Origin of the sequence: Arcanobacterium hippocoleae (assembly GCF_031456295.1) — a bacterium.
GTDB classification, from domain to species: domain Bacteria; phylum Actinomycetota; class Actinomycetes; order Actinomycetales; family Actinomycetaceae; genus Arcanobacterium_A; species Arcanobacterium_A hippocoleae.
Genome location: NZ_JAVDUJ010000001.1, coordinates 491,960 through 518,215, shown reverse-complemented (window position 1 = coordinate 518,215; position 26,256 = coordinate 491,960). Strand labels below are relative to the sequence as shown.

General features: G+C 48.6%; 18 protein-coding genes, 3 rRNA genes and 1 other RNA gene. 17 read left to right on the top strand and 5 right to left on the bottom strand.

The window, feature by feature from the left end; genetic code table 11:
* Positions 1 to 13 precede the first annotated feature (13 nt).
* The 14 genes from J2S36_RS02260 (at position 14) to J2S36_RS02195 (ending at position 16,798) form a co-directional block, all read left to right on the top strand.
* Positions 14 to 745, top strand: coding sequence for an SseB family protein (locus J2S36_RS02260; RefSeq protein WP_309955104.1), 732 nt, complete (start codon positions 14 to 16; stop codon positions 743 to 745).
* Between the two features lie 219 nt (positions 746 to 964).
* Entirely contained in the window at positions 965 to 1,657 is a 693-nt protein-coding gene (gene infC / locus J2S36_RS02255; protein WP_309955102.1) for a translation initiation factor IF-3, read from the top strand.
* A 92-nt stretch (positions 1,658 to 1,749) separates the two neighbouring features.
* A complete protein-coding gene (rpmI, locus tag J2S36_RS02250) occupies positions 1,750 to 1,944 on the top strand; it encodes a 50S ribosomal protein L35 (protein WP_309955100.1) in 195 nt (64 codons plus the stop codon).
* A 41-nt stretch (positions 1,945 to 1,985) separates the two neighbouring features.
* The gene (gene rplT / locus J2S36_RS02245) at positions 1,986 to 2,366 is read left to right on the top strand and encodes a 50S ribosomal protein L20 (protein ID WP_309955099.1); all 381 of its coding nucleotides are present in this window, start codon (positions 1,986 to 1,988) and stop codon (positions 2,364 to 2,366) included.
* 180 nt (positions 2,367 to 2,546) lie between these two features.
* Positions 2,547 to 3,410, top strand: a complete 864-nt coding sequence (locus tag J2S36_RS02240) for a TrmH family RNA methyltransferase (protein WP_309955097.1) — start codon at positions 2,547 to 2,549, stop codon at positions 3,408 to 3,410.
* A 220-nt stretch (positions 3,411 to 3,630) separates the two neighbouring features.
* The gene (gene pheS / locus J2S36_RS02235; RefSeq protein WP_309955095.1) at positions 3,631 to 4,716 is read left to right on the top strand and encodes a phenylalanine--tRNA ligase subunit alpha; all 1,086 of its coding nucleotides are present in this window, start codon (positions 3,631 to 3,633) and stop codon (positions 4,714 to 4,716) included.
* A 2-nt stretch (positions 4,717 to 4,718) separates the two neighbouring features.
* Complete coding sequence (gene pheT, locus J2S36_RS02230) at positions 4,719 to 7,304, top strand: phenylalanine--tRNA ligase subunit beta (RefSeq protein ID WP_309955093.1); 2,586 nt, start codon at positions 4,719 to 4,721, stop codon at positions 7,302 to 7,304.
* A gap of 96 nt (positions 7,305 to 7,400) precedes the next feature.
* Positions 7,401 to 7,907: an arginine repressor gene (gene argR / locus J2S36_RS02225; protein WP_309955091.1), complete on the top strand. Its 507-nt coding sequence runs from the start codon at positions 7,401 to 7,403 to the stop codon at positions 7,905 to 7,907.
* A 208-nt stretch (positions 7,908 to 8,115) separates the two neighbouring features.
* Positions 8,116 to 9,384: a tyrosine--tRNA ligase gene (gene tyrS / locus J2S36_RS02220; RefSeq protein ID WP_309955089.1), complete on the top strand. Its 1,269-nt coding sequence runs from the start codon at positions 8,116 to 8,118 to the stop codon at positions 9,382 to 9,384.
* Positions 9,385 to 10,107: 723 nt separating this feature from the next.
* Positions 10,108 to 11,629: ribosomal RNA gene (locus J2S36_RS02215) — 16S ribosomal RNA — on the top strand.
* 244 nt (positions 11,630 to 11,873) lie between these two features.
* Positions 11,874 to 14,959: ribosomal RNA gene (locus tag J2S36_RS02210) — 23S ribosomal RNA — on the top strand.
* Positions 14,960 to 15,115: 156 nt separating this feature from the next.
* Positions 15,116 to 15,233 (top strand): 5S ribosomal RNA (gene rrf / locus J2S36_RS02205).
* Together the 16S, 23S and 5S rRNA genes form the textbook arrangement of a ribosomal RNA operon.
* Positions 15,234 to 15,599: 366 nt before the next feature.
* Positions 15,600 to 16,349 (top strand): SDR family NAD(P)-dependent oxidoreductase, encoded by a 750-nt coding sequence (locus tag J2S36_RS02200; RefSeq protein ID WP_309955087.1) that lies wholly within the window; start codon positions 15,600 to 15,602, stop codon positions 16,347 to 16,349.
* Between the two features lie 260 nt (positions 16,350 to 16,609).
* The gene (locus J2S36_RS02195) at positions 16,610 to 16,798 is read left to right on the top strand and encodes a hypothetical protein (RefSeq protein ID WP_309955086.1); all 189 of its coding nucleotides are present in this window, start codon (positions 16,610 to 16,612) and stop codon (positions 16,796 to 16,798) included.
* A gap of 57 nt (positions 16,799 to 16,855) precedes the next feature.
* On the opposite strand, the gene J2S36_RS02190 is transcribed toward J2S36_RS02195, so the two are convergent.
* Entirely contained in the window at positions 16,856 to 19,294 is a 2,439-nt protein-coding gene (locus J2S36_RS02190) for an SHIRT domain-containing protein (RefSeq protein ID WP_309955084.1), read from the bottom strand.
* 321 nt (positions 19,295 to 19,615) lie between these two features.
* Between J2S36_RS02190 and J2S36_RS02185 the strand changes: the two genes are divergently transcribed.
* Positions 19,616 to 20,416, top strand: coding sequence for a Nif3-like dinuclear metal center hexameric protein (locus tag J2S36_RS02185; RefSeq protein WP_309955082.1), 801 nt, complete (start codon positions 19,616 to 19,618; stop codon positions 20,414 to 20,416).
* Between the two features lie 70 nt (positions 20,417 to 20,486).
* On the opposite strand, the gene J2S36_RS02180 is transcribed toward J2S36_RS02185, so the two are convergent.
* Positions 20,487 to 21,263: a YaaA family protein gene (locus J2S36_RS02180; RefSeq protein WP_309955080.1), complete on the bottom strand. Its 777-nt coding sequence runs from the start codon at positions 21,261 to 21,263 to the stop codon at positions 20,487 to 20,489.
* A gap of 169 nt (positions 21,264 to 21,432) precedes the next feature.
* On the opposite strand from J2S36_RS02180, the gene rnpB reads away from it, so the two are divergent.
* Positions 21,433 to 21,839: RNase P RNA component class A (gene rnpB, locus J2S36_RS02175), an RNA gene on the top strand.
* Between the two features lie 56 nt (positions 21,840 to 21,895).
* Here rnpB and ppgK read toward each other — a convergent pair.
* From ppgK to panB, 3 genes are all read right to left on the bottom strand, one after another.
* Entirely contained in the window at positions 21,896 to 22,666 is a 771-nt protein-coding gene (gene ppgK / locus J2S36_RS02170; RefSeq protein WP_309955078.1) for a polyphosphate--glucose phosphotransferase, read from the bottom strand.
* A 92-nt stretch (positions 22,667 to 22,758) separates the two neighbouring features.
* A complete protein-coding gene (gene map / locus J2S36_RS02165) occupies positions 22,759 to 23,670 on the bottom strand; it encodes a type I methionyl aminopeptidase (protein WP_309955076.1) in 912 nt (303 codons plus the stop codon).
* Positions 23,671 to 23,865: 195 nt separating this feature from the next.
* On the bottom strand, positions 23,866 to 24,666 hold the full coding sequence (panB, locus tag J2S36_RS02160; protein WP_309957442.1) for a 3-methyl-2-oxobutanoate hydroxymethyltransferase: 801 nt from the start codon (positions 24,664 to 24,666) through the stop codon (positions 23,866 to 23,868).
* A gap of 190 nt (positions 24,667 to 24,856) precedes the next feature.
* On the opposite strand from panB, the gene glnA reads away from it, so the two are divergent.
* Positions 24,857 to 26,194, top strand: coding sequence for a type I glutamate--ammonia ligase (glnA, locus tag J2S36_RS02155; RefSeq protein WP_309955074.1), 1,338 nt, complete (start codon positions 24,857 to 24,859; stop codon positions 26,192 to 26,194).
* Positions 26,195 to 26,256: the final 62 nt, after the last annotated feature.

The following is a 26,256-nucleotide window of genomic DNA, read 5'->3' as shown; positions in this document are numbered from 1 at the left end:
AAGAAAAATATCGATGTCTGCCATATCGAAACTTTCGCGGCCAAATCCTTTTGCCGGTGATCTCGGAGAACTGCAGCAAGCACTTGCACTTGCGTTTGCCGAACCCGTTGAAAGCCGCACAAGTGCGGTGGTTGGGGCAATGGCACGAGTGCTTATCGCAGCTCTCGCGCATCCACATCCGCAGCTGGATAATTTGGGGAAAGTGCAAGCACACTCAGCCGAATCAGATCCATTGAATGATGATGCGACGCTTTTTCGCGGAGAATTTATGGGTGGACGGCGCGCAATCGAAATATTTTCCGATGCTGATACGCTTTTCCAAAGATATCCGAAAGCACGTCCTGTACCAGTGATGATAAGTGATATTGCACGGCTCGCATTGCAACGAGGCGATGGGTTAATGGTGCTTAATCCAAATACTGAGCAGACTCAATACTTAGGGCGCTCGGCAGTTATTGCTTTGGCTACCCAAACACCGTGGGAAGCGCCGTGGGAAGATCCGCAGATCTTGATTCAGTTGCGCGAAACGATCACGCTGATTGACCCAATCTCCGCGCAGGCGTTGCAGGATCTGCAGATCATGCCAGGGGAATTTGGGGTTTGTATTTTGACGCTTGTAATTTCGCAACAAACTCAGCATTCGTTAGTACATCGGCTAATTCGGGCTGTATTGAGTACAATACAGGCAGATCGTTATCTGCGCGCTCGTCTTGACGCATTGGAGATCCGGCCAATATGGGGTTAGGACGCAGAGATAAGAGATTCGTGTGCAAACTCACCAGATTATTTTTACATTTGCGGGATATTTTCTTGGTGGATCTAGGGGATAGCTGGTAGAATCTCTAAACGACCGACTGGCAGATTGCCAGCACGCAAGCGGAGAAATCCCACCTGGATCTCACTAGTTTCGAGATCGGGTTTGGAAATACGGTTTTAGATAGTTGCCGTATGCCCTCTGGGGTCCGTGCGCGTCGCACTTAAAACTAGAGGAGCAGTTATCAACGAGCCACGAATCAACGATCGAATCAACGTACCGGAAGTGCGCCTTGTAGGTCCGGGCGGTGAGCAGGTCGGCGTAATCGCGATCAAAAAAGCATTGCAATTGGCGATTGAAGCGAATCTCGATCTCGTAGAGGTTGCGCCAAACGCCAAGCCACCCGTCGCAAAGCTGATGGACTACGGCAAATACAAGTACGAAGCAGCTCAGAAAGCTCGTGAAGCTCGGCGGAATCAGGCGAATACGCAACTCAAGGAGCTGCGTATTGGTTTGAAGATTGATCAGCACGATTACGAAACCAAGCTCAAGCGAATTTATAAATTCCTTGACGGCGGAGACAAAGTGAAAATTCAGCTGCGTTTCCGTGGGCGTGAACAGTCGCGTCCAGAGGAAGGCGTGAATTTGATGCAAAGAATTGCGCAAGACGCTTCCGAAAATGGTGTGGTTGAATCAGCACCGCGTGTTGATGGGCGCTCAATGGTAATGGTTCTGGCGCCGATACGTCGCAAATCAGAAGCGAAATCAGATCAGCGCCGTCGGCGTGAGGCTGAACGTGAGAATCGGCGTGCGAAAGAAGCATCACGCGCGCAGAAGAATGCGTTGAAGATTGCCGCAAAGGTCACGGAAGTAGCTGAGGCAGATACAGCAATTGCTGAATGAGCCGTCAGACTGATCTAGTTTTTAGCAGACACGAACAGGTACTTCGCAAGAAGTTAGACAGCTGCCGCGTGCAGCTAGAGGGAGCATGAAAAATGCCAAAGATGAAGACACACTCCGGTACGAAGAAGCGGATCCGTGTTACGGGTAAAGGCAAGCTGATGCGCGAGCAGGCAAATAAGCGCCACTTGCTTGAGCACAAGTCATCGCGCCGCACTCGGCGTCTTTCCACTGATCAGCCAGTGGCAAAGGCAGATGTGAAGAAGATGAGCCGTCTGCTTGGCCGTTAATCACGAGTTGTAAAGCTTTTTAGAAACAAGGAGAAATAATCATGGCACGCGTAAAGAACGCCCTTAACGCCAAGAAGAAGCGTCGTACAGTCCTTGACCGCGCATCTGGATATCGTGGTCAGCGTTCCCGTCTTTACCGGAAAGCAAAAGAGCAAGTAACGCACTCATTCGTCTATAACTACCGTGATCGTAAGGTGCGTAAGAATGAGTTCCGGAAACTGTGGATCACCCGCATCAATGCTGCAGCTCGTGCAAACGGTATGACGTACAACCGTTTCATGCAAGGTTTGAAATTGGCTGAGGTGGAAGTTGACCGCCGGATGCTTGCGGAGCTTGCGGTAAACGATCCAGCTGCTTTCACCGCAATCGTTGAGATTGCACGCAAAGCACTGCCAGAAGATGTGAACGCTCCGGTACTTTAATTTGCTAAATCAGTTGTGATTGACAATTAAACGGATTATTGCGGTGTGACCTCTAGCGGGGTCACACCGTTTTCGTATTTGATTTTGTCCTCTCAGCTGGAGTTCAGATCGCTTTTGATGCGTCTGAAAAATTTTGCTTGATTCTTCTTCAGATTTTGTACCACGTAGTAAGGTAAAGTTATGCCAATTAAGGAAATATCTGCAAAGACGGGGCAACTGAAAAAAGTTCAGGGGCTCTATCGAAGTGCAAATCGGCGTAAATACGGGCAAATCATCGTAGAAGGTCCACAGGCGGTACGTGAGTTATTGGCGATGCAACCAGCGCTCGTGCGTGATGTTTACGCTACTGAAAGTGCCCTGGGAATACATCCAGATTTAGCGCAGCTGATTGCGCGTGCAGATTTGTATCTGCATCTTTTACCTGCGGATCTTTTTCTGGAATTAAGTCAGGATGCGCAGGGAATTTTAGCTGTCGCATCGATGCCAGAAGTTCCAGCGCTTTCGCAGTTATTGCAAGAGTCGAAATTACTTGTTTTTGCGCTTCGGAGCGCTGATCCGGGAAATTTAGGCACGATTATTCGGGCTGCTGATGCATTTGGTGCGCAGGGTGTGGTGATTGGTGCCGGCTCAGTAGAAGTGACGAATCCGAAAGTGATTCGTGCTTCTGTTGGCTCGCTCTTCCATCTTCCGGTGGTAGCAGCGCCTGATGCTACTGATTTTGTGGCGCTGGCGCGAAGTTCTGGATTCCAAGTGTGTGCTGCACATGGGCGTGCTGATTATTATCTCGATGAGCTTGCAATGCGAGCTAGTAATGGGAGTGGCACGTGTGATCTGCGTGCGGAGCAGATAGATTTACGCAAGCCGACGATTTGGATGCTCGGGAATGAGGCGCACGGCTTTAGTGAGCAGGAGTTGGCGCTTGCGGATAGTGCGGTGGCAATTCGCATGAGCGGGCGCGCGGAATCTTTGAACGTCGCAATGGCTGCAAGTATTTGCCTATATACCAGTGCTCAAGCGCAGCTTTTGGCATCGCATCTGGAATAACGAATTGTTGTTGAAAATGGGTTTAATGGATGAGGGAAAAGGATGCGTATAAATATGCAGCGAAAGAGTGTCCACAATGCGAAATCGTGCAGGAATTATTCACAGTAGGTGATCTTTATTAGCGCCGTTTCTCTCTGAAGAGTAAGATAGGCGGAAGACGGAGAAGCGTTGAAGCTGTGTTCGTGTCAGCGCCAGAGTATGGGAAATGTGGAAGGGAATCATGGCTTTAAGTCCATTAGACGAAGCGGGAATTGCACAAGCTGTAGCAGCAGCGCAAGCAGCCTTTGCTGCGGCGAATACGCTCAATGAAATCAAAACTGCGCGTTTGGCACATGTAGGTGATAATGCGCCAATTACGCACGCTAATATGCAGATCCGAAATTTGCAGCCAAGTGAAAAACCAATTGCCGGAAAGCTTATCGGCGGTGCGCGGAAAGCGGTACAAGAAGCATTAGCATTAGCCACTAGCCGAATTGAAGCCCAGCTTGAAGCGAAAATGCTCCGTGAGGAACGCGTCGATGTCACGATTCCTACGTCCGGAAAAGCGAAAGGTGCACGGCATCCGCTAGACGTGCTGATAGATGATGTTTCAGATTTTTTCATCGGGATGGGCTGGGATATTGCTGAAGGTCCAGAGCTGGAACATGAGTGGTTCAATTTTGACGCATTGAATTTCGGTCCAGATCATCCTGCTCGGCAAATGCAAGACACTTTCTATGTGGCAGGATATGCGCAGGTAACTTTAGCAGGCGAAGCAAATTTTGTGGAAACTCCGGGGCTCGTGATGCGGACACATACTTCACCGGTGCAATCTCATGTGATGCTTGAACGTGGGGCACCTGTATATATTGCTTGTCCAGGTAAGGTTTATCGCACTGATGCACTTGATGCCACGCATACGCCAGTCTTCCATCAAGTAGAAGGTCTGGCCGTTGATAAAGGGATCACGATGGAGCATTTGAAAGGTACGCTAGACCATTTTGCAAAGGCGATGTTCGGTCCGGAAGCAAAAACGCGCCTACGTCCGTCATATTTTCCATTTACAGAACCGTCAGCAGAAATGGATTTATGGTTCCCGCAAAAGAAAGGCGGCGCGGGCTGGATCGAATGGGGCGGATGTGGAGTAGTGAACCCTGAAGTGCTGAAAAATGCGGGGATCGATCCTGATGTTTATACCGGCATCGCATTTGGCATGGGATTGGAACGTACATTGATGTTGCGTCATGGAATTGCTGATATGCGCGATATGGTTGAAGGAGATATCCGCTTTTCAACTCAATTTGGTACCACTGGAAGAGGGAACTAAATATGCCACTTATCCCAATTGAATGGTTAAAAGAGCACGTTGCGGTTTTACCGGGCACTGGTCCGCAGGAATTGGCTGCTGCGCTGGTGAAAGTCGGACTTGAAGAAGAAGCGATCCACCGGCCAGAAGTACAAGGGCCGATCGTGGTTGGCAAAGTACTAACACAAGATGCCAAAGAGCAATCAAATGGAAAAATAATCAACTACTGTCGCGTTGACGTAGGGCGGCACAATGATGCGCCAGGTACTGGAAAAGAACCAGCGGAGTTAGCTTCACGCGGAATTATTTGCGGGGCACATAATTTTACGGCTGGAGATTACGTTGTTGTCTCACTTCCAGGAGCAGTTCTGCCTGGTGATTTCAAAATTGCTGCACGCAAAACCTATGGTCATATTTCTGACGGAATGATTTGTTCCGTGCGTGAACTGGGCATTGGCGAAGATCATGACGGGATTATCGTCTTAGCTCACGATGCTGCTGAAGCGGCGGCGAAGGGGGTTCCAGCTCCTGGCGAGGACGTCCTGGAATACCTTGGGATCCAAGGTGAAATTCTTGAAATCAACATCACCCCAGATCGTGGTTACTGCTTTTCAATGCGTGGTGTTGCCCGCGAATATGCGCACTCTACTGGGGCGAAATTTAGCGATCCAATATTTACAAGTCAGGCTGCGAAAGCTGTACCGGAAGTAAATAATGCAGGATTCCCAATTGTCGTCGAAGATGCAGCGCCGATTCATGGTGTTTCTGGATGCGACCGCTTTATCACGCGGATCGTGCGTGGTGTAAATACACAAGCTGAATCTCCTCAATGGCTGCAAAATCGGCTGATTGCAGCAGGGATGCGTCCGATTTCGCTTGCCGTTGATGCGACCAATTACGTGATGCTTGATCTCGGTCAGCCTTTGCATGCATACGATTTGGATACTTTGACTGCACCGATCGTGGTGCGTCGCGCAAATCCTGGAGAGCAGTTACATACTCTTGATGGCATTACACGTACTCTGAATACGGAAGATTTGTTGATTGCAGATTCTCAAGGTGGCCACGGCGCAAGGGCAATTGGACTTGCCGGGACGATGGGTGGTCTGGATACTGAGATCACTGCGCAAACTACCGATATTTTGATCGAAGCAGCGCATTTTGACACAGTCTCAGTAGCGCGGATGGCACGCCGTCATAAGCTTCCTTCGGAAGCTGCAAAGCGGTTTGAGCGCGGTGTCGATCGTGAAGTTGCACCGGTTGCAGCCCAAGCTGTAGCGGAGATACTTGTTGAATACGGTGGAGGCACAATCGATTCGGCAAATTATGAATTTGCGCTTGATCCTCAGCTCACCGTCATCGATTTCAATTTTGCGCAGACGGCACGGCTGACCGGACTCACTCTTGATGTCCAAAAACAGATTTCGGTGCTGCGTGAAATTGGTTGTGATGTAACTCAAGTCGATGATGATCGCGCTTTGGTCAGCGTACCGTCATGGCGGCCGGATATCGTTGGCAGCGCACATCTTGTAGAGGAAATTGCGCGTTTGATTGGCTACGATCAGATTCCAGCGGTTGTGCCTTATGCTCCGGCTGGTCATGGTTTGCCGCTTGCGCAACGTCAACGACGCGATATTTCTCGTGCATTGGCAGAACAAGGATGGGTACAAACTCTGAGCTATCCTTTCATTTCGGCGGCAACCTTTGAGAAACAGCAGATTCCTGCTACGGATGTACGGAGAGTAGCAGTTAAATTGCAAAATCCGCTGCAAGAAGATGCGCCATACTTGCGCACTTCCGTGCTTGATTCATTGCTTGAAACTGCACGTCTTAACGTAGCTCGGGGTAATGAGGATGTTGCAATATTTGAAGTTGGGCGTGTGACTCTGCCGACGGGGATTGCGCCAGCGGTTACGCCAGGCACCGGAAAGCGGCCTGCTGCAGAAGAAATTGCGGCACTGAATCAGGCAATTCCTGCACAACCTTATCGGATTGCAGGTGTGGCATGCCCACAGCAGCAATCAGGTAATTTTGGTTATCTGGCGCAAAATTGGGATTGGCGTGATGCAGTGCAAGCGGCAAAGACTGTGCTGGAAACTATAGGTTTGCAAGCAATACTGGAAAATGCGGAATATGCGCCGTATCATCCTGGGCGCTGCGCCCAGGTAAAGGTCAATGACCAGGTGATTGGGTATGCTGGTGAACTGGCGCCAAAGGTTTGCAAATCCACGCAATTACCTGCACGTTCGGTTGCGTTCGAGCTCGATCTCGATTTGATCCATGCCGTTAGAGGTGACCAACCGATTCAGGTTAAACCAGTTGTCACCTTCCCAGTGGCAAAAGAGGATTTTGCTTTTGTGGTTGACGAAACTGTTTCGGCACGTGATCTTGGTGCAGTGATTGAAACAGCAGCGGGCGCGGTTTTTGAGAGTCTGCAGTTATTTGATGTTTATACGGGTGAACAAGTCGCCGAAGGTAAAAAGTCGTTAGCTTTTGCACTGCGGATGCGTGCGGTTGAAGGCACTCTTTCGGCTGCGGAAGTTGCGAGTGTGCGGAAACGAATTGTGAAATGTGCAAAGAAAGAGTTTGGAGCTGAACTACGTAGCTGATACGTGATTCAAGCTGGCGGCTGTATCGTCATTTTCCAATTGGGATGATGCCAATGATGGAAGTTTGCGTACTTGGAGAGTACAGGAAGAACAATTGTGAAAAACGAAGTAATCCCGGCTACTAGAGCCGCGCGTCATGCAAAAATTCTTGAGCTGATTGAGAATGAGAAAATTGGTTCGCAGGCAGAGCTGCAGAGTTATTTGCGTGAAAACGGAATTGATGTCACGCAAGCTACTCTTTCGCGTGATCTCGAAGAGTTGCATGCTTTTAAAGAGTATGCGGCTGACGGACGCCGTGTTTATCGCATTCCGGATGTGACGGAGCTTTCTGAGTCTGCATATGGTGCACGGGCACAGCTTGAACGCTGGGCGCGTGATATTATCATTGGCGCACGCAATGTGATGAATCAGGTAGTTGTGCGAACACCCCCAGGTGCAGCGCAACTTTTAGCGTCTGCGATTGATCGTGCGGTATTAACGGAAATCCTTGGATGCGTAGCAGGTGATGATACAGTCTTGATCATCACTGGGTCAGACAAACGGGCAAAAACACTTGTAAAAGAGTTACTGGATCTGTCTGCGGCGCGGAAAACTGTTAATTAGACCTGTATGAAAACGGTTTCGCATTCACAATCGCGCTTTGCAATAGATCTTTGATAGTCTGATCTGCTTTGCATCGGAGGCGAAGTATGAGAGCTAAACTGGGAGTCATACGGTAAAGAGTCCCGAAATAGCTGGATTGAAATACCACAGAAGTAGTAAAAATTGCTGCTTCAAACAAAAAAATAGTAATCAAACGGAAGGTAGAAAAGTGTCTGGAGTTCTTGATGAACTACGTTGGCGTGGGCTGATTGCTCAACATACAGATATCGATGCGCTCGAAAAGGCGCTTGAAGATGGGCCTTTGACCTTCTATTGTGGCTTTGATCCAACGGCACCATCGCTCCACCATGGGCATCTTGTAGCAGTGAAGGTAATGCGGCATTTGCAGCTGGCTGGGCATCATCCGCTTGTTCTTGTTGGCGGAGCTACGGGATTAGTTGGAGATCCGCGGGCAAAGGGCGAGCGGATGCTAAACGAGCGTGAAACGGTTGCTGGCTGGGCTGATTCTTTACGGGCGCAGCTTGAATCATTACTCGATTTTGACGGTGATAATCCGGCGCGCACTGTGAATAATCTCGATTGGACCAACGAAATGTCGGCCATCGATTTCTTGCGTGATTTAGGCAAACACTTCCGTCTGGGCACAATGATTGCAAAAGATATTGTTGCGCGGCGGCTAAATTCGGAAGAAGGGATTTCCTACACCGAATTTTCGTACCAGATTTTGCAAGCAAATGATTACTTGGAGCTATTCCGTCGTTATGGCTGCACTTTGGAAGTGGGCGGAAACGACCAATGGGGGAACCTTGTTGGTGGAATGGATTTGATTCGCAAGGTTGAAGGCGAATCTGTACACGTGCTCACGAATCCTTTGATTACCAAGGCTGACGGAACAAAGTTCGGTAAGACTGAGGGCGGGGCAGTTTGGCTGAATCCGCAGATGCTTTCGCCGTACAAGTTTTACCAGTTCTGGCTAAATACGGCTGATGAAGATGTAATCCGGATGCTGAAAGTCTTTACCTTCCGTACCCAGGCTGAAATAGCTGAGTTAGAACGGGCTGTGGCAGAACGTCCGCATGCGCGCGAAGCTCAACGCGTTCTTGCGGAAGATGTAACTACATGGGTACATGGGGCTGAAAACACTGAACGTGTAAAAGCGGCATCGGAAGTACTTTTCGGAAAAGCTGATCCACATCATTTAGATGCGGCGACTTTGTGTGATGCAGTAGCTGAACTTCCAAAGATCTCCGGAGAACTTGGTACCGAGATTGTTGATTTGCTAGTGCGCCTCGGGCTCGAAAAAGGGAAGAGTGCGGCGCGGAAAACGATTGCTGCAGGTGGCGTATATGTAAATAATCAGAAAATTACTGACGAAGCATACGTGCTGAGCGAATCTGATTTACTCGCTAATGGTTTTGTACTGCTCCGGAAAGGACGTAAAAATTTGAATCTTGTGCAGATTCCTTTTGGAAACTGAATAATTTCATGGAATCTGACGTGATGCCACACGAAGCTTTGTAATTTGAAAATGGTTTACATGATGTATTTTTTGTAAAGAAATTTTGTAAATCATTTGAATTGCACAGACAGCCATAAAATTGAAAACAAATAAAATTAATGTAGCCTCGACCACGAAAGTCGAGGCTACATTAGGTTTGGAAAATTAAATTTTCCCGTGTTTTAGCGGGGAAAAGTAGGATGAAAAAGAATAATCCAAACCAAAGTGACTGGCGTCACGAAAAATTAATTTGACGGACGTGTTGTTTGTGGGTAGAGTATTTATTCGTTGCGAGGGCGATGGAGATTCTTGGGGCTTTGGTTTTGAGGGTTTTGGTTGTTCTTGTGGTGTGCTTCACTGGGGCTGGTTTGGGTTTTGGTTTGACTCGGGTTTGGTTTTGGTGGTAAGCTTATGAAGTTGCTGCTTCGGGTGGCTGTCCTGGTTTTTGGGGTGGTTGCTTGGGTGTTGGTGTGTTGTTTGGAATCTCAATAGTGTGTCAGCTTTTTATGATGATGTTTTTTTGGGCTGGCTGGTTTGATGGTCTGACTTTTTGTGGGTTGGGTTGTTGGGTTGGTTGGTCTGTTTTTTGCCTGGCTGATTTTTTTGGTTGGGTTTTTTGTTTTGCCAGTTTTTCTGGTTTTTTGAGTCTGTTTTTGGGCTTTCCTTTATTGATTGGATGCCTTTTTTTGGGTGTTTGGTTTTTGTTTGGAGAGTTTGATCCTGGCTCAGGACGAACGCTGGCGGCGTGCTTAACACATGCAAGTCGAACGATGAAGCGGAAAGTTTTCTTTTTGTGGATTAGTGGCGAACGGGTGAGTAATACGTGAGTAACCTGCCCTCTTCTCTGGGATAAGCCTTGGAAACGGGGTCTAATACTGGATATTCTGCTTTAACCGCATGGTTTTTGTTGGAAAGGGTTTCTGGTGGGGGATGGGCTCACGGCCTATCAGCTTGTTGGTGGGGTGATGGCCTACCAAGGCTTCGACGGGTAGCCGGCCTGAGAGGGTGACCGGCCACATTGGGACTGAGATACGGCCCAGACTCCTACGGGAGGCAGCAGTGGGGAATATTGCACAATGGACGCAAGTCTGATGCAGCGACGCCGCGTGGGGGATGAAGGCTTTCGGGTTGTAAACTCCTTTCAGTACAGAAGAAGCGTAAGTGACGGTATGTGCAGAAGAAGCGCCGGCTAACTACGTGCCAGCAGCCGCGGTAATACGTAGGGCGCGAGCGTTGTCCGGAATTATTGGGCGTAAAGAGCTCGTAGGCGGTTTGTCGCGTCTGCTGTGTAAGACCGGGGCTTAACTCCGGGGCTGCAGTGGGTACGGGCAGGCTAGAGTGCGGTAGGGGTAACTGGAATTCCTGGTGTAGCGGTGGAATGCGCAGATATCAGGAGGAACACCGATGGCGAAGGCAGGTTACTGGGCCGTTACTGACGCTGAGGAGCGAAAGCATGGGGAGCGAACAGGATTAGATACCCTGGTAGTCCATGCCGTAAACGTTGGGCACTAGGTGTGGGGCCTTTCCACGGGTTCTGCGCCGTAGCTAACGCATTAAGTGCCCCGCCTGGGGAGTACGGCCGCAAGGCTAAAACTCAAAGGAATTGACGGGGGCCCGCACAAGCGGCGGAGCATGCGGATTAATTCGATGCAACGCGAAGAACCTTACCAAGGCTTGACATACACTGGAATACTGCAGAGATGTGGTAGCCTTCGGGCTGGTGTACAGGTGGTGCATGGTTGTCGTCAGCTCGTGTCGTGAGATGTTGGGTTAAGTCCCGCAACGAGCGCAACCCTTGTCTTGTGTTGCCAGCACGTTATGGTGGGGACTCACGAGAGACTGCCGGGGTTAACTCGGAGGAAGGTGGGGATGACGTCAAATCATCATGCCCCTTATGTCTTGGGCTTCACGCATGCTACAATGGCTGGTACAGAGGGATGCGATTCCGTGAGGTTGAGCGGATCCCTTAAAGCCAGTCTCAGTTCGGATTGGGGTCTGCAACTCGACCCCATGAAGTCGGAGTCGCTAGTAATCGCAGATCAGCAACGCTGCGGTGAATACGTTCTCGGGCCTTGTACACACCGCCCGTCACGTCACGAAAGTTGGTAACACCCGAAGCCCGTGGCCTAACTTTTTGGGGGAGCGGTCGAAGGTGGGATTAGCGATTGGGACGAAGTCGTAACAAGGTAGCCGTACCGGAAGGTGCGGCTGGATCACCTCCTTTCTAGGGAGCCTTTGGTCACTGTTTTTTGTCTAGTTGGTGGCTGGCCTTGCTTTTTGTGGGGTTTTGGTTTTCTTGTGGGCGTCATTGTTTTTAGTTGGCATGCTGTTGGGTTTCGGGGTAACACCTGGTTTGACTGCTTGGGCTGATGGATGCTTTTTTGGTGTTTGTTGGTTTGGTGTTGGTTTGGTGGTTGAGAATTGTATAGTGGACGCGAGCATCTTTGGTTTTTAATCAATTTGTTTTGTTGTAAGTGTTTAAGGGCGTTCGGTGGATGCCTTGGCACGCATGGCCGATGAAGGACGTTGTAGCCTGCGATATGCCTCGGGGAGTTGGCAAACGAGCTGTGATCCGAGGATTTCCGAATGGGGGAACCTGGCTGGGGTTATGCCCAGTTACCGGCATCTGAATGTATAGGGTGTTTGGGGGTAACGCAGGGAAGTGAAACATCTTAGTACCTGCAGGAAAAGATATTGCGTGAGTAGTGGCGAGCGAAAGCGTAGGAGGCTAAACCGGGTGTGTGTGATAGCATCGGGCGTTGCACATTCGGGGTTGTGGGACCGTCTTGGACCTTCCGATAAGGGTCTGGCGAGTGATAAAATCAGGGCATAGATGAAAAGGTTGGGAAGCCTTACCGTAGTGGGTGATAGTCCCGTAGTTGAAATGTTTTGGTCTTGTTGGCGTGTTTTCCCAAGTAGCACGGGACTCGTGAAATTTCGTGTGAATCTGCAAAGACCACTTTGTAAGCCTAAATACTGTGCGTGACCGATAGTGGATTAGTACCGTGAGGGAATGGTGAAAAGTACCCCGGGAGGGGAGTGAAATAGTACCTGAAACCGGACGCTTACAATCCGTCAGAGCCTTCTTTGTGGGGGTGATGGCGTGCCTTTTGAAGAATGAGCCTGAGAGTTAGTGGCATGTAGCGAGGTTAACCCGTGTGGGGGAGTCGTAGCGAAAGCGAGTTTTAAAAAGCGTTTAGTTGCATGTTCTAGACCCGAAGCGGGGTGATCTACCCATGGCCAGTGTGAAGCACGTGTAAGAGCGTGTGGAGGCGCGAACCCACTTCAGTTGAAAATGGAGGGGATGAGCTGTGGGTAGGGGTGAAAGGCCAATCAAACTCCGTGATAGCTGGTTCTCCCCGAAATGCATTTAGGTGCAGCGTTGCGTGTTGCTTGCCGGAGGTAGAGCTACTGGATGGCTGATGGCCCTTATCGGGGTACTGAGGTCAGCCAAACTCCGAATGCCGGTTTAAGTTAGCGTGGCAGTGAGACTGCGGGGGATAAGCTCCGTAGTCGAGAGGGAAACAGCCCAGATCATCGGTTAAGGCCCCTAAGCGTGTGCTAAGTGGGAAAGGATGTGGAGTTGCTGTGACAACCAGGAGGTTGGCTTAGAAGCAGCCATCCTTGAAAGAGTGCGTAATAGCTCACTGGTCAAGTGATTCTGCGCCGACAATGTAGCGGGGCTAAGTACACCGCCGAAACCGTGGCAGCAATTTTTTATTGTTGGGTAGGGGAGCGTCGTGCATGAGGTGAAGCAGTCGTGTGAACGGTTGTGGATTGTGTGCGAGTGAGAATTCAGGCATGAGTAACGAATGAAGGGTGAGAATCCCTTCCGCCGTATGACCAAGGGTTCCAGGGCCAGGTTGTTCCGCCCTGGGTTAGTCGGGTCCTAAGGCGAGGCCGACAGGCGTAGTCGATGGGCAACCAGTTGTTATTCTGGTACCGGCGAAGAACCGTCCGTGCTGAAGCTTGTGATACTAACCATCCAATCCTGGCTTTCTTCCTTTTGGGTTGAGAGTTTTGGTGCGCGTGGGAACTGATCTTGTGGTAGGCAAGCGTGTTAACAGGGGTGACGCACAGTGGTAGCTTCCGCGTGGCTTATGGCTTGCCACGTTTAACAGCGCAGCCCGTTTCTTAGGTAAATCCGGGAGACTTTGTGGGTGAGGCTGGATGATGACCGCATTTTTTGTGGGAAGTAGGGTGATCCTGTGGTGCCAAGAAAAGCCTCGACGTTAGGTTCTAGCCGCCCGTACCCTAAACCGACACAGGTGGTCGAGTAGAGTATACTAAGGCGTTCGAGTGAATCGTGGTTAAGGAACTCGGCAAAATACCTCCGTAACTTTGGAAGAAGGAGGACCGGATACTTGAAGCTCTTTTACGGGCTAGGGTTGATGGTGGCACAAACCAGGGAGAAGCGACTGTTTATCAAAAACATAGGTCTGTGCGAACACGTAAGTGGATGTATACGGACTGACGCCTGCCCGGTGCTGGAAGGTTAAGAGGACTGGTTAGCCCTTTTTGGGCGAAGCTGAGAATTTAAGCCCCAGTAAACGGCGGTGGTAACTATAACCATCCTAAGGTAGCGAAATTCCTTGTCGGGTAAGTTCCGACCTGCACGAATGGCGTAACGACTTCTCCACTGTCTCAACCGCGAACTCGGTGAAATTGCATTACGAGTAAAGATGCTCGTTACGCGCAGAAGGACGGAAAGACCCCGGGACCTTTACTATAGCTTGGTATTGGTGTTTGGTACGGTTTGTGTAGGATAGGTGGGAGACTTTGAAGCATTAACGCCAGTTAGTGTGGAGTCATTGTTGAAATACCACTCTGATCGTGCTGGATGTCTAACCTTGGACCATGATCTGGTTCAGGGACAGTGCCTGGTGGGTAGTTTAACTGGGGCGGTTGCCTCCTAAAATGTAACGGAGGCGCTCAAAGGTTCCCTCAGCCTGGTTGGCAATCAGGTGTTGAGTGTAAGTGTACAAGGGAGCTTGACTGTGAGACCGACAGGTCGAGCAGGTACGAAAGTAGGAACTAGTGATCCGGCGGTGGCTTGTGGAAGCGCCGTCGCTCAACGGATAAAAGGTACCCCGGGGATAACAGGCTGATCCTGCCCAAGAGTTCATATCGACGGCATGGTTTGGCACCTCGATGTCGGCTCGTCGCATCCTGGGGCTGGAGTAGGTCCCAAGGGTTGGGCTGTTCGCCCATTAAAGCGGCACGCGAGCTGGGTTCAGAACGTCGTGAGACAGTTCGGTCCCTATCCTCTGCGCGCGTATGAGAATTGAGAAGGGCTGTCCCTAGTACGAGAGGACCGGGATGGACAAACCTCTGGTGTGCCAGTTGTACCGCCAGGTGCATGGCTGGTTTGCTACGTTTGGAAAGGATAACCGCTGAAAGCATCTAAGTGGGAAGCCTGCTTCAAGATAAATTCTCGATACACTCTTTCGAGTGTGGAAGGCCCCCTATAGACCATGGGGTTGATAGGCCAGAAGTGGAAGCATGGTAACGTGTGTAGAGCTGACTGGTACTAATGGCCGATCACTTCATTATAAAACGATTAAAAAAATTTCTTTTGCAACGCGTCTACTATACAATTCTGAACCACCAAACAAAGAACACACACATATGTGTTTAGCGTGTATGCGTGTGGAGAGTAGTCAGATTTATGACACATATCTAGATATGAGTATGTGTACCCCAAAGTTTTGACGGTGGTCATAGCAGCAGGGAAACGCCCAGTATCCATCCCGAACCTGGAAGCTAAGCCTGCAAGCGCCGATGGTACTGCACCCGCCAGGGTGTGGGAGAGTAGGACACTGCCGTCACCAAAAATTAAATACACAATAGTTTAAAACCCCCACACAAGCCTCCTCCTGAAATAACAGAGAGCACACGTGTGGGGGTTTTAAAAAAAACAACACCCAAAAAAAGATGGGGTTAAAAACCAACAACACAAAACAAAAACAAAAAGAAAAAAAGAGAAGAGTGAAGAGAGGAAAAATCCTCTCTTATTTTTTTGTTTTACAGGCTTATTCATCTCAACAACCGGATAAACCACCCACCTACCTGCACTTTCCACCATAATAAAAAAACCGCTTCGCACTTTCTATTGACTCTTCTGATTGATTAAGTTACCCTCATCACAAGGAACGAAACGTTCTGATGCTAATGCTGAATGCTGAGGAGATAAGATGGCTGAAGAAATTCGTAAAATTAAATATGATCTGTCTGATAAAGTCGCGTTGATTACTGGTGGAGCATCTGGATTAGGTTTAGCTACAGCTAAGCGAATGCTTGAAAGTGGCGCAAAAGTAGTCATTGCAGATTACAGCGATAAAGGTGCTGAAGTAGCTGAAGAAATTGGTGCTCTCTTCATTAAAACTGATGTAACCAAAGAAGACGATATTAAAGCTGCGGTGAACAAGGCTGTAGAAGAGTTTGGCAAACTTGACATCTGTGTAGCAAGCGCAGGTATTGGCGGTATTTCAAAGCATATCGATGACGAACTCCTTGCCAACTGGCAGAAAGTTAATGATGTGGACTATACCGGTATCATGCTCACAAATAAGCATGCAATTCAACAAATGCGTTTACAGGGCAAAGGAGGTGCAATAATTAATCTTGCATCGATGTTCGGTCTTGTAGCAGTGCCTGATAATATTGCATACTCTTCAGCTAAAGGCGGCGTCGTCAATATGACACATGCAGCAGGATGCTCGTATCCAGAAGAAGGGATTCGTGTAAATGCAGTGTGCCCAGGTGTAATTGATACACCACTCATTCCAGAAGATCAGAAAGTAGTTTATCGTAAGCTGCACCCAGCACGTCGTCTTGGTGCAAGCTGGGAAGTAGCTTCGCTGATCACCTTCCTTGCAAGTGATGAAGCATCTTTTATCACAGGTGCAGCCATCCCAATTGACGGGGGCTACACCGCGATCTAGCTTTCATTTCATCACCCTCCTAATAAATACATTCGAACCGATGATCCTGGCTTGATCAGGAATACCGGTTCGGACGTAGTATTTTGCGCTGCACTGCTTCTTGTATAAAAGGGCTTTTGATCAAAAGAACGTAATAATGCTTAAGTTATTCATACTTTAGTATCTTGTGATTAGCCCTTGCTCAAATTATTTTGGGTAACGCTAACCTAAGATAATTTTTATGTGGGATGATTTTGAAAGCTCTGAAAGAGACTTTGCGGGTGATGCCACAAGATGCATTCTCGACGACAATCACTTTTGAATATCGTGATGAGCGCCCTGAAAATATGCTGCCATTATTGCCACCGGCGGAAGATCAGGTGGAGCGGTGTTTAGCTGGGTTCGGGAAAGAATTTTGCGGCAGGAAGTTGAGTAAGGTGAGTGATTTTATTTTTCAGATAGTGAAATAGAGTTTGGCTGCATCCAAAATTTGGATGCAGCCAAACTCTATCTTGTTTTAGTTTTGTTTAGCTGTGTTTGCGAGTGCGGAGCGCAATTATAACGCCCACAATTACAAAGAGTGCAGCTAATGCTCCCGGTAATCCAAGTGTTGAGCCGGTTTTCGCAAGGTCTTGCTGATCTTGCTTCTTTGGCTCGACGATTGGGTCGGAAGGTTTTGGTTGTGGAGTGATTTCTGGCTTCTTTGGTTCAATAATTGGGTCGGAAGGTTTTGGTTGTGGAGTGATTTCTGGCTTCTTTGGTTCAATAATTGGGTCAGATGGTTTTGGCTGTGGAGCGACTGGGTTTTTGGTGAAGGTCCAGTATCCGGTAAAGGTGATTCCTGTTTTGGTTACTTCTGTTGCTGTGGCAGGGTTCCATCCGTCAAAAGTCCATTTGCCGCCGTTTGCCGAATCTTCTTGTGTGCCTGGGTTAATTGGTGTTGGTGTTACTTGTGTGCCGATTTCTGTGGAAGTGCTTGGCGGTAAGTACTTCTTGAGGAAATCTGGGAGGGTCGGGCTGTTGGTGGTTTTCGGGTTTACTGCGAACTTGTAATTGACTGGAGCGACTGGGTTTTTGGTGAAGGTCCAGTATCCGGTAAAGGTAAGTTCTCCAGAAAATGGTAGTGTTGCTGTGGCAGGAGTCCATCCCTTGAAGATCCACTTGCCTCGGTTCACATTGTCTACAATCGGATCAGAATTTACTACTGCCGGCGTTACTTCAGCACCGATAATCGCAGTACCTTGTGCAGGAAGCTTTTGCATTACTGATTGCGGTAATGCAGGAGCGTCTGTCAGCTTCGGGTCGGCAGCAAATTTGTATTTCACATTTCCCTGCCACATTGCGTAGAGTTTGAGATCTTCTACATCGGCCTCGGCGGCATTGAATAAATCCTTAGTGAGCTTAGTGTTCGCATAGACCATAGTACCTGTGCCATCAGCCTTTGTATTCCAGCCGGCGAAGGTGCGAGACGTTCCGTTAACACTGTAATTTTCACCAACGACCCATGCGTGCATCGAGTCGCCTGCAGTCGTCTTCGTGCCATTAGCGTCAGTTAATGGGGCAGGGGCGGTGCCAGTATTGAATACGTCATCTGCGAGTTTTCCGTTGAGCGCAAATTTAGCGTAGCCAAGTGAGGCATCAGTGCCACCGAGTTTTGCACCATTATCAATAAAGTTCACCATTGCCGGAACGAATTTGATGTTAATAGCATTTGATTCGCGCAGGCTGATAGTGTCCGACGGGCTAAATGGGCCTATGGAAGTATGGGCAATAGTTCCAGACACACTGCCGCTTGTGGCGATGATCTGCTGCTCATTTGCAGCTTTTACAGCTTTTTCCTGTGGAATGAAAGCCACACCTTGCGGCATATGTAAAAGCATATCCTGGGTATATTCTTTCGCGGTAAACTTTGAAACTGCATCAATGTTTTTATTATCGTCTGTCTGGTTCTTCGGCTTCGCTACGAGAGTGATGTTCTTTAATCCTGACAAGTTTGCAAGATTAAAGGATGTTAATGGGGACTCTGGAGAGTATTTGGTGATTTCCAAATCCACATCCTTCTTTTTGCCATCAGCGGTGTATCCAAAAGCACGCTTGAGCTGGAAAGTATAGGAGGAGAAAGTTAATCCTTCGATCCGATTCGGAATTGAAACATAATTCTCATCGAGTAACATCGTCATCTCAACTTCAGAATCGCGAAGTGGGGTGCCCCAATGCCCGGCGTTGGTTTTGACGACGAAGGCAATACCTTTGTTGTAATTGAATAGCGCAGTGGCACCAAGATTGTATTGTGGGATCTCTTGATCAATATAAGCGCTGATTGTGGTATTGATATTGTGTTTTCCGCGATCGGTATCTGCGAAACCATTTCCACTATATTTAATCTCATAGGGTTCTTCAGCGTAATCCTTGAGCGTCAAATCGCGAGAGAACATAGTAGAAACTGTATCTTTTGTCATGCCGTGATTCATCCGGATATCAACGTGACGGTTATAGTTGCTATTCGCAAACGGAATGTCTTTACCCAAAAGTGAGATGGACTTGCCGATTCGACCATCATAAAGTGAGTAAAGCGTGATCTCCTTTAATTCTGGATTAGCTTTAACTACCTCACCTACAGTTTGTGTTTCCGAGTAAAGCTGACCTTCTGCAGTTTTATCAAAATCAGCACGCTTTAGCGTTGACCAGCCCATGAATGGGCGCATCTTGATTAAGCCTTCATTGGTATGGGCTAATGCGTTATGCTTTCCAAGTTGTTCTGTGAACTGCTCTGGTTTGTAAACCACTTTTTCAGACAGTTTATAATTGTTTTCGTCATTGGCAGTTACTTTATTCAGTTCACCGTCAACAATATAGTAGTTAATTGTCACCGAATCGCCAGAAGCGGCAAAAGCAGTGCTGGCACTAAAAAATCCGGTACACATCAAAAAGAAAGCGATGAGTCCGGAAATAATCTTCTTTGTCATTCCCCCCCCCTAAGGTGGAAAGGCGCCAAATGCGCTAATTTAATTGTCTTCCTCAGGGTATCTTGAAAAATTAAATTTTGTATGAATAGTTCATTAATTCACAACTTGCATAACTGTTGAAAATTAGCCGAATGTACGCAAAAAGAAGGATTATCGGCAAATTTCAAGACGCTATGTAACGAAAAGTGAAAGCTTACCCCAAAATGCAGGACGGAAATCCCGACACGTCCAGGTGTTGGTGCAGTCTAGCTGCTGAAGAAAAACAGGCAGGACGAAAGTGTTTCATGGCAAGAAGCAAAGCCCCTGCGGTAAACTTCAACTATGAAGATCACTGTTGCGCAAGTCGAAGCCGTAATGCATAAATTCTATCCGCTACAGCTGGCAGAAGAATGGGATCGAGTCGGTCTAGTAGTAGGGGATCCGGCGCAGGAAGTAAAACTTATTGGCTTTTCCGTCGATCCATGTGCAGCTACCATCAATGAAGCAATTGAGCGTGGCGCGCAAATGCTTATCACACACCATCCGTTATATTTGCGGGGCACCTCGTCAGTAGCTGCCCACACTGGAAAAGGCGCATGGGTGCATCGTTTGATCAAAAATGACTGTGCACTTTTCGCCGCGCACACAAATGCTGATGCCGCCCAAAACGGTTCTGCCGACGCGCTCGCAGATCTACTAAAACTCGAAAATCGAAAGCCTTTAGCGCCAAATCCACAGCAACCCGCACTTGGGATCGGGAGAATCGGCGATTTACCATTGACAATGAGCGTGCGCGAACTTGCGCAAAGATTAAAAGCATTGATTCCGCAAACTCCGGCAGGAATTACAATTGGAGGAGATCCGGAAAGAATCGTAAAACGCATCGCGCTTTCCCCGGGTGCAGGTGATTCATTTCTTAGTACAGTACGCGAAGCGCAGGTAGATGCATATATTACGGCAGATTTGCGCCACCACCGGGCAACTGATCATCTTTGGGACGGCGGTTGCGCACTCATTGGTTTAACGCATTTCGCCTCCGAATGGCCGCTTTTGCCGAAACTGCGTGCATTACTTGCTACCGAACTTGAGGTAGATACATATATCTCGACGATAATTACCGATCCGTGGAGAGAGCGAATCTAAAGCCTGCTTATAAACCAAGACTTTGCAGCAGACTTTCGCACCTATTTGGTGAAAGAAATAAAAACGGTTCTCATTTCTGTATCAGCACAAGTTTCTCCGGGCTTTTGGCTGTTTTTCCCGAATGCAGCTCCACTTTTGAGATAGTGCCATCAGCTACGAGATACTCTTGAGCGAACTCGTGCAGTTTTGCGCTACTGGAAATATCTGCTTGTTGTGTGATGAGTGCCCGCGTCAGCATCCCCCGATAATGCTTCGCATTATGCGAGACTACTTTTCTGCGTCCGTCCACTTCTCGTTCGGCAGTAATTGTGATCCAAGCAGCAGATTTTGGTGGATCCCAGACCTGATAGTTCCCCGAACGACAATCAATGATCAATTCATTCTCGCCAATATCGAAACCATGTAACTCTTGTTTCCAAAGATTTTTTGTGTTCCCAAGCAGCGGCAATTTTGTGCCCATTGTAAGTCTGTAGATCGGAATCAAATCTTCCAAGCCGAGTACTCCAAATAGTCCAGAAAAAATTATTACTGATTTTTCAGCAAAACTCTGTTGGCTTGCAGTAAGGCTCGAAAAATCGAGAGCATTGTAAAGCACGCCAGTGTAAATTTGATGAGCTGGCGCGCACGGCAATGCAAACAGATCGGCTTGCGCACGCACCGTATTACTGGCAGCGGCGCCCACCCGCAAAATTTCTAACGCATCTTCACGGACGGAAATTTTGCACAGTTCTTGGGCGATTTCGCGGCGGAGACTATTGAATTCCCGATATTTAAATGTCGCAAAATCAAGGTGTGGGCCGACGGCAGGAGGTGTTTTCCCCTCTGAAGGAGGCAGAAGTATCAGCATATCCATACCTTACCAAAACATCGTGAGATCAGCTGCGAGAAAAGCATAAATCAGCTTTGTGGGCGAAAGTAATCTCGTGTTTTTCAAATTGCTTGCTAGGTGGTGTTTAGTCACTGATCAGCATGTATTTCAAATTCGTGCTGACTCCAGTTAGAATACTTGATGCGAGCGAGTTGGCTAGGCAACCGCGTGCAGTGATCACGATAAGTGAAAATACTGCCCGAGGAACGTCCGGGCTCCGCAGGGAACAGTGGTGGGTAACACCCACTCGGGGTGACCCGCAGGAAAGTGCCACAGAAAACAAACCGCCATCATATTTTGCATTAGCAAAAGCAGTGTATGGTAAGGGTGAAAAGGCGAGGTAAGAGCTCACCGCGTTTCCGGTGACGGAAACGGCATGGTAAACCCCACTGGGAGCAAGGCCAAGCAGCACACCTTGAGGCGTCCCGTTGAGTGTGCGGGTAGGCTGCTAGAGTCTCACAGTAATGTGAGTGCGTAGATGGATGGTTGCCACGGGTTGCCGGCGTTATCTGCCAGCAACCCGGACAGAACCCGGCGTATCGGCCAACTCGTTCGTAAAATATGTCGATGATTCGTAGTTAGAAAGGAATCATCGACAATTAAGCGGAGTGTTATTTTTCAGATTCTTGATACGCAAGCAGCGCCGCTCCCACGATCCCGGCACTATTGCGCAATTCTGCTGGCACAATCTGTGCACGGGTGTCGATCAACGGTACATACTTCTTGTATTTCTTCGAAATTCCTCCACCCACAATGAATAAATCAGGGCTGAAAAGTAACTCGTAATACCGGAAAATTTCCTCCAGCCGCTGTGCCCATTCTTCGTAGGAAAGCTCTTCGCGTTCAAATACGCCAGATGAAGCCCATTTTTCAGCTACTAAACCGTTTGGCATCAGCACATGGCCAAGTTCAGAATTTGGCAAAAGCACACCATTTCGGACCAAAGCTGAACCGATGCCGGTACCTAAAGTGAGCACGATTATCGTACCGTTGTGTCCGTGAGCTGCACCAAAATGTACTTCTGCGTAACCTGCCGCATCAGCGTCGTTGATCACCGTAACTGGCCGCTTCAACACTTTCGTTAAGAGTTCATTGATGCGGACATCTTTCCACTCTTGGGAAAGGTTTGCGATCATTGGCACTACGCCATTGACGATCGGCGCCGGGAAAGAAACTCCGACTGGGATTTCACTGGGAAGATCAAAAGATTCCGAAATCTCTTTGATGATCTGTGCAATCTCGGCAGGAGTACTATTTTCCGGGGTTGGAATACGGAGACGCTCGTCAATGAATTTGCCTGTTTTTAGGCTGACGGGAGCACCTTTGATACCTGAGCCGCCCACATCGATACCGATTCCGATTTTCTGATACTTCTTTTTCAACGCAGTGTCCTTTCGGGAAATATTGCAACTATATCTGGAAATCGATGCCATGCTATTTCTGGCAGATAAGTTCTTTTCAGCTTCACTTCAGTTTACTTTGGAATTGCGGGCGAAGTGAGGTCTTTTGATGGAAGTGTCAGGATTTCTGCTCCGTGATCAGTAACTACGATGGTGTGTTCCCATTGCGCACTGCGGCCACGATCTTTTGTGAGTACTGTCCAATCGTCGTCCCATTGTTCCCAATCGATTTCTCCGAGTGTGAGCATCGGCTCAATTGTAAATACCATTCCTGGCTCGATTATTTCTCCAAAAAGGGGAGCAGCATCATAATGGGGCACGATCAGCCCAGAGTGGAAAGCTTCGCCCACGCCGTGACCAGTAAAATCTTCGACTACGCCATAATTGAATCGCTTCGCATAGGATTCAATTACACGACCAATTACATTAATGGCACGTCCCGGCTGCACTGCTTTGATCCCACGCATCATTGCACTATAAGTACGCTCACAAAGTAACCGTGATTCCTGATCTACTTCACCGGCATAGAACATCGCATTCGTATCCCCATGCACCCCATCGAGATATGCTGTCACATCGAGATTCACGATATCGCCTTCCTGCAGCGGACGATCATCTGGGATCCCATGGCAGATTACTTCATTCACTGAGGTACAAATCGACTTCGGAAAACCCATATATCCAAGGCAGGACGGATAAGCGCCATGATCACACAAATACTCGTGGGCGATGCGGTCAAGCTCATCGGTAGTTATTCCGGGGGCGACGGCTGCACCTGCGGTATAGAGGGCATCGGCAGCAATCTGCGAGGCGCGCCGGATTTTTTCAATCGTTTCTGCACTCTTTACCTCAGGCGCATTTACCTGCTCAGGACCATCGTGAAATAAATATTCCGGGCGCGCGATGCTTGCAGGCACAGCACGACGCGGCGAGAGTTTCCCTGCTTGGAGATCGCCTAAAGGGGCACGGCGCGGATCTTTACTCAATTTTTTTAACCTCAAGTTCTCACAGCTAACAAAATGGACAATTAAAATTTAGTGAACGAGGAGTGCAAACAACAGATTCTGGGAGAGCTACACGAGAAGGAAGACGTAACTCGATGAGCGCAAAGAAAACAGTGAACCCCTGTGATTAACTGCCATCTTCCAACCTGAAGTTGAATCAAGAATCTTATTTTGAACTCAGTTCGTGAAAGAATGTTGCGCATCAGGGAACTGCCGGGTGCGCACAGCCTCATTATAATCTAATGCTGCTGCGGTGAGCGCCTGCCCTACTTGCCCGAAAACCTGCACGAAACTTGGCTGCCAATCCGTCATTCCCGCCATATCTGACCAGACAAGCACTTGCCCGTCACAACCATTTCCTGCACCAATTCCGATCGTCGGAATTTCAAGGGAAGCCGTAATATCGGTAGCCGTCTCAGCAGGTACCATCTCAAGTACAACCGCGAGCGCGCCAGCTTTTTCCACTGCCAGTGCATCGGCTTTCACTTCCTCAGCGGCATCACCGCGCCCTTGTACCCGTGCTCCTCCTAGTGCATTCTGTGATTGCGGCGTGTACCCGATATGTGCCACTACTGGAATTCCTGCCTGTACGATCGCGTTGATCGTGTGTGCTTGGCGTCTCCCGCCTTCAAGTTTCACTGCTTCTGCTCCGGCGCGCACCAATTCCACTGCAGAGTGGACGGCTTCTTCAGGGCACGCCTCATAGCTTCCAAACGGGAGGTCAGCCACAATAAAAGCGCGTTCTGCAGCACTGGATACTGCTGCAGTGGCGCGAACCATGTCGGCAAGCGTTACGCGTACCGTGGAATCATACCCAAGGCAGACATTCCCGTAAGAATCACCTACGAGAAGCATATCGGTGCCGGCATGGTCAAAAATGCGTGCTGTAAGCGCATCGTAGGATGTCAGCATCGTAATCGGGGTGCGTTCATGCTTCATCTGGCGGAAGTGGTGTGCGCGAACCTTCTTTACCAAAATTGCTCCTTATTTTTAGTGCATCGCCGCATTCGCGAAAGCTGCAGCGACCAAATATTTTGATTTGCTGCGAGAAAACTGAACTTTTGCGATGAAATAATAATTTCCGAATTTGTTCCAATCTTAGTCATCTACCTGTAAAAAGTGCAGTTGATACGGCACAATATACTTAAAGCGAAAGAAGGAGAGCGGGATGGATCTGCAAGAAGAAGCGGTTTTACGCAAAGTACAAGAGCAAGGCGTACGTTTTATCCGCTTATGGTTTACAGACGTAGTTGGTACTTTGAAATCTGTGGCGATCGCACCGGCAGAGCTCGAATCGGCATTTAATGACGGAATTGGTTTTGACGGATCAGCAGTCGAAGGACTCACGCGTGTACACGAATCAGATATGGTGATGCATCCTGATGCAAGCACTTTTGAAGTGCTTCCCTGGTACCATTCTGGAGAACTGACGGCACGAATGTTTTGTGATATCCGCACTCCTGATGGGCTTTCTGCGCGTTCTGATCCGCGCGCAGTGCTCAAGCGTGCGCTGCAGCGGGCGGCAGATGCAGGCTTCACTTTCTATGTGCATCCTGAAATTGAGTTTTATCTCTTCCATCAACAAGACGATCCGACGCTTGCGCCGCGCCCGATCGATAATGGCTCATATTTCGACAATATCTCCCGTTCACTGGCACGAAATTTCCGCTCAGATGCCGTCAAAACTCTCGAAGAAATCGGGATCTCAGTAGAGTTTTCCCACCATGAGGCGGGGCCTGGGCAAAATGAGATCGACTTGCATGTAGATGATGCACTCACAATGGCTGATGCGGTAATGACATTTCGGGTGGTAATAGACCAGATCGCGCTGCAGCAAGGTGTGCAAGCTTCATTCATGCCAAAACCGCTCATCGACTACCCTGGAAGCGGAATGCATACGCACTTCTCACTTTTTGAGGGTGAAAATAATGCATTCTTTGATGCAAGCGCACAATTCCAGCTATCGAAGACGGGACGGAAATTTATTGCTGGACTGATTCACCATGCGCGGGAAATCACGGCGATCACAAATCAGCATGTGAATTCATATAAGCGGTTATGGGCAGGTTTTGAAGCTCCAGCGCATATTGCGTGGGGGAAGAACAACCAGTCTGCATTGATCCGGATCCCCACGATAAATCCGCGTAAGCCGCGCTCTGCGCGGATCGAATATCGTGCACTTGATTCAGCAGCAAACCCATATTTGGCATATGCGGCAATCTTAAATGCAGGGCTGGCGGGAATCGAAAATGATTATGAACTAATTGATCCGGTAGATACAGATGTGGCTGCTTTATCTGAGCTTGAACGGAAAATAAATGGCATCGCGCCCCTCCCGTTCTCATTAAAGGAAGCAATCACTGTGATGGAAAAATCTGAGTTGGTGGCAAGTACGCTAGGTGAGGATACTTTCGCGTATTTTCTTCGGAATAAAGAACACGAATGGGAACAGTACCGCTACCAGGTCACACCTTTTGAGCGTTTAGGCTTTATGCGTGGAAATTGATTGGAAATAAAAAAATCAGAGTAAGTAAATTTTACTCCGAAACTATTTTCAATCGCAGAAAT

Excerpts from the sequence above, each read along its gene's own strand:
- pheS (WP_309955095.1), top strand. The coding sequence starts at position 3,631 with ATGGCTTTAAGTCCATTAGACGAAGCGGGAATTGCACAAGCTGTAGCA.
- J2S36_RS02260 (WP_309955104.1), top strand. The coding sequence starts at position 14 with ATGTCTGCCATATCGAAACTTTCGCGGCCAAATCCTTTTGCCGGTGAT.
- J2S36_RS02185 (WP_309955082.1), top strand. The coding sequence starts at position 19,616 with ATGAAGATCACTGTTGCGCAAGTCGAAGCCGTAATGCATAAATTCTAT.
- J2S36_RS02200 (WP_309955087.1), top strand. The coding sequence starts at position 15,600 with ATGGCTGAAGAAATTCGTAAAATTAAATATGATCTGTCTGATAAAGTC.
- J2S36_RS02240 (WP_309955097.1), top strand. The coding sequence starts at position 2,547 with ATGCCAATTAAGGAAATATCTGCAAAGACGGGGCAACTGAAAAAAGTT.
- glnA (WP_309955074.1), top strand. The coding sequence starts at position 24,857 with ATGGATCTGCAAGAAGAAGCGGTTTTACGCAAAGTACAAGAGCAAGGC.
- J2S36_RS02180 (WP_309955080.1), bottom strand. The coding sequence starts at position 21,263 with ATGCTGATACTTCTGCCTCCTTCAGAGGGGAAAACACCTCCTGCCGTC.
- rplT (WP_309955099.1), top strand. The coding sequence starts at position 1,986 with ATGGCACGCGTAAAGAACGCCCTTAACGCCAAGAAGAAGCGTCGTACA.
- rpmI (WP_309955100.1), top strand. The coding sequence starts at position 1,750 with ATGCCAAAGATGAAGACACACTCCGGTACGAAGAAGCGGATCCGTGTT.
- pheT (WP_309955093.1), top strand. The coding sequence starts at position 4,719 with ATGCCACTTATCCCAATTGAATGGTTAAAAGAGCACGTTGCGGTTTTA.
- J2S36_RS02190 (WP_309955084.1), bottom strand. The coding sequence starts at position 19,294 with ATGACAAAGAAGATTATTTCCGGACTCATCGCTTTCTTTTTGATGTGT.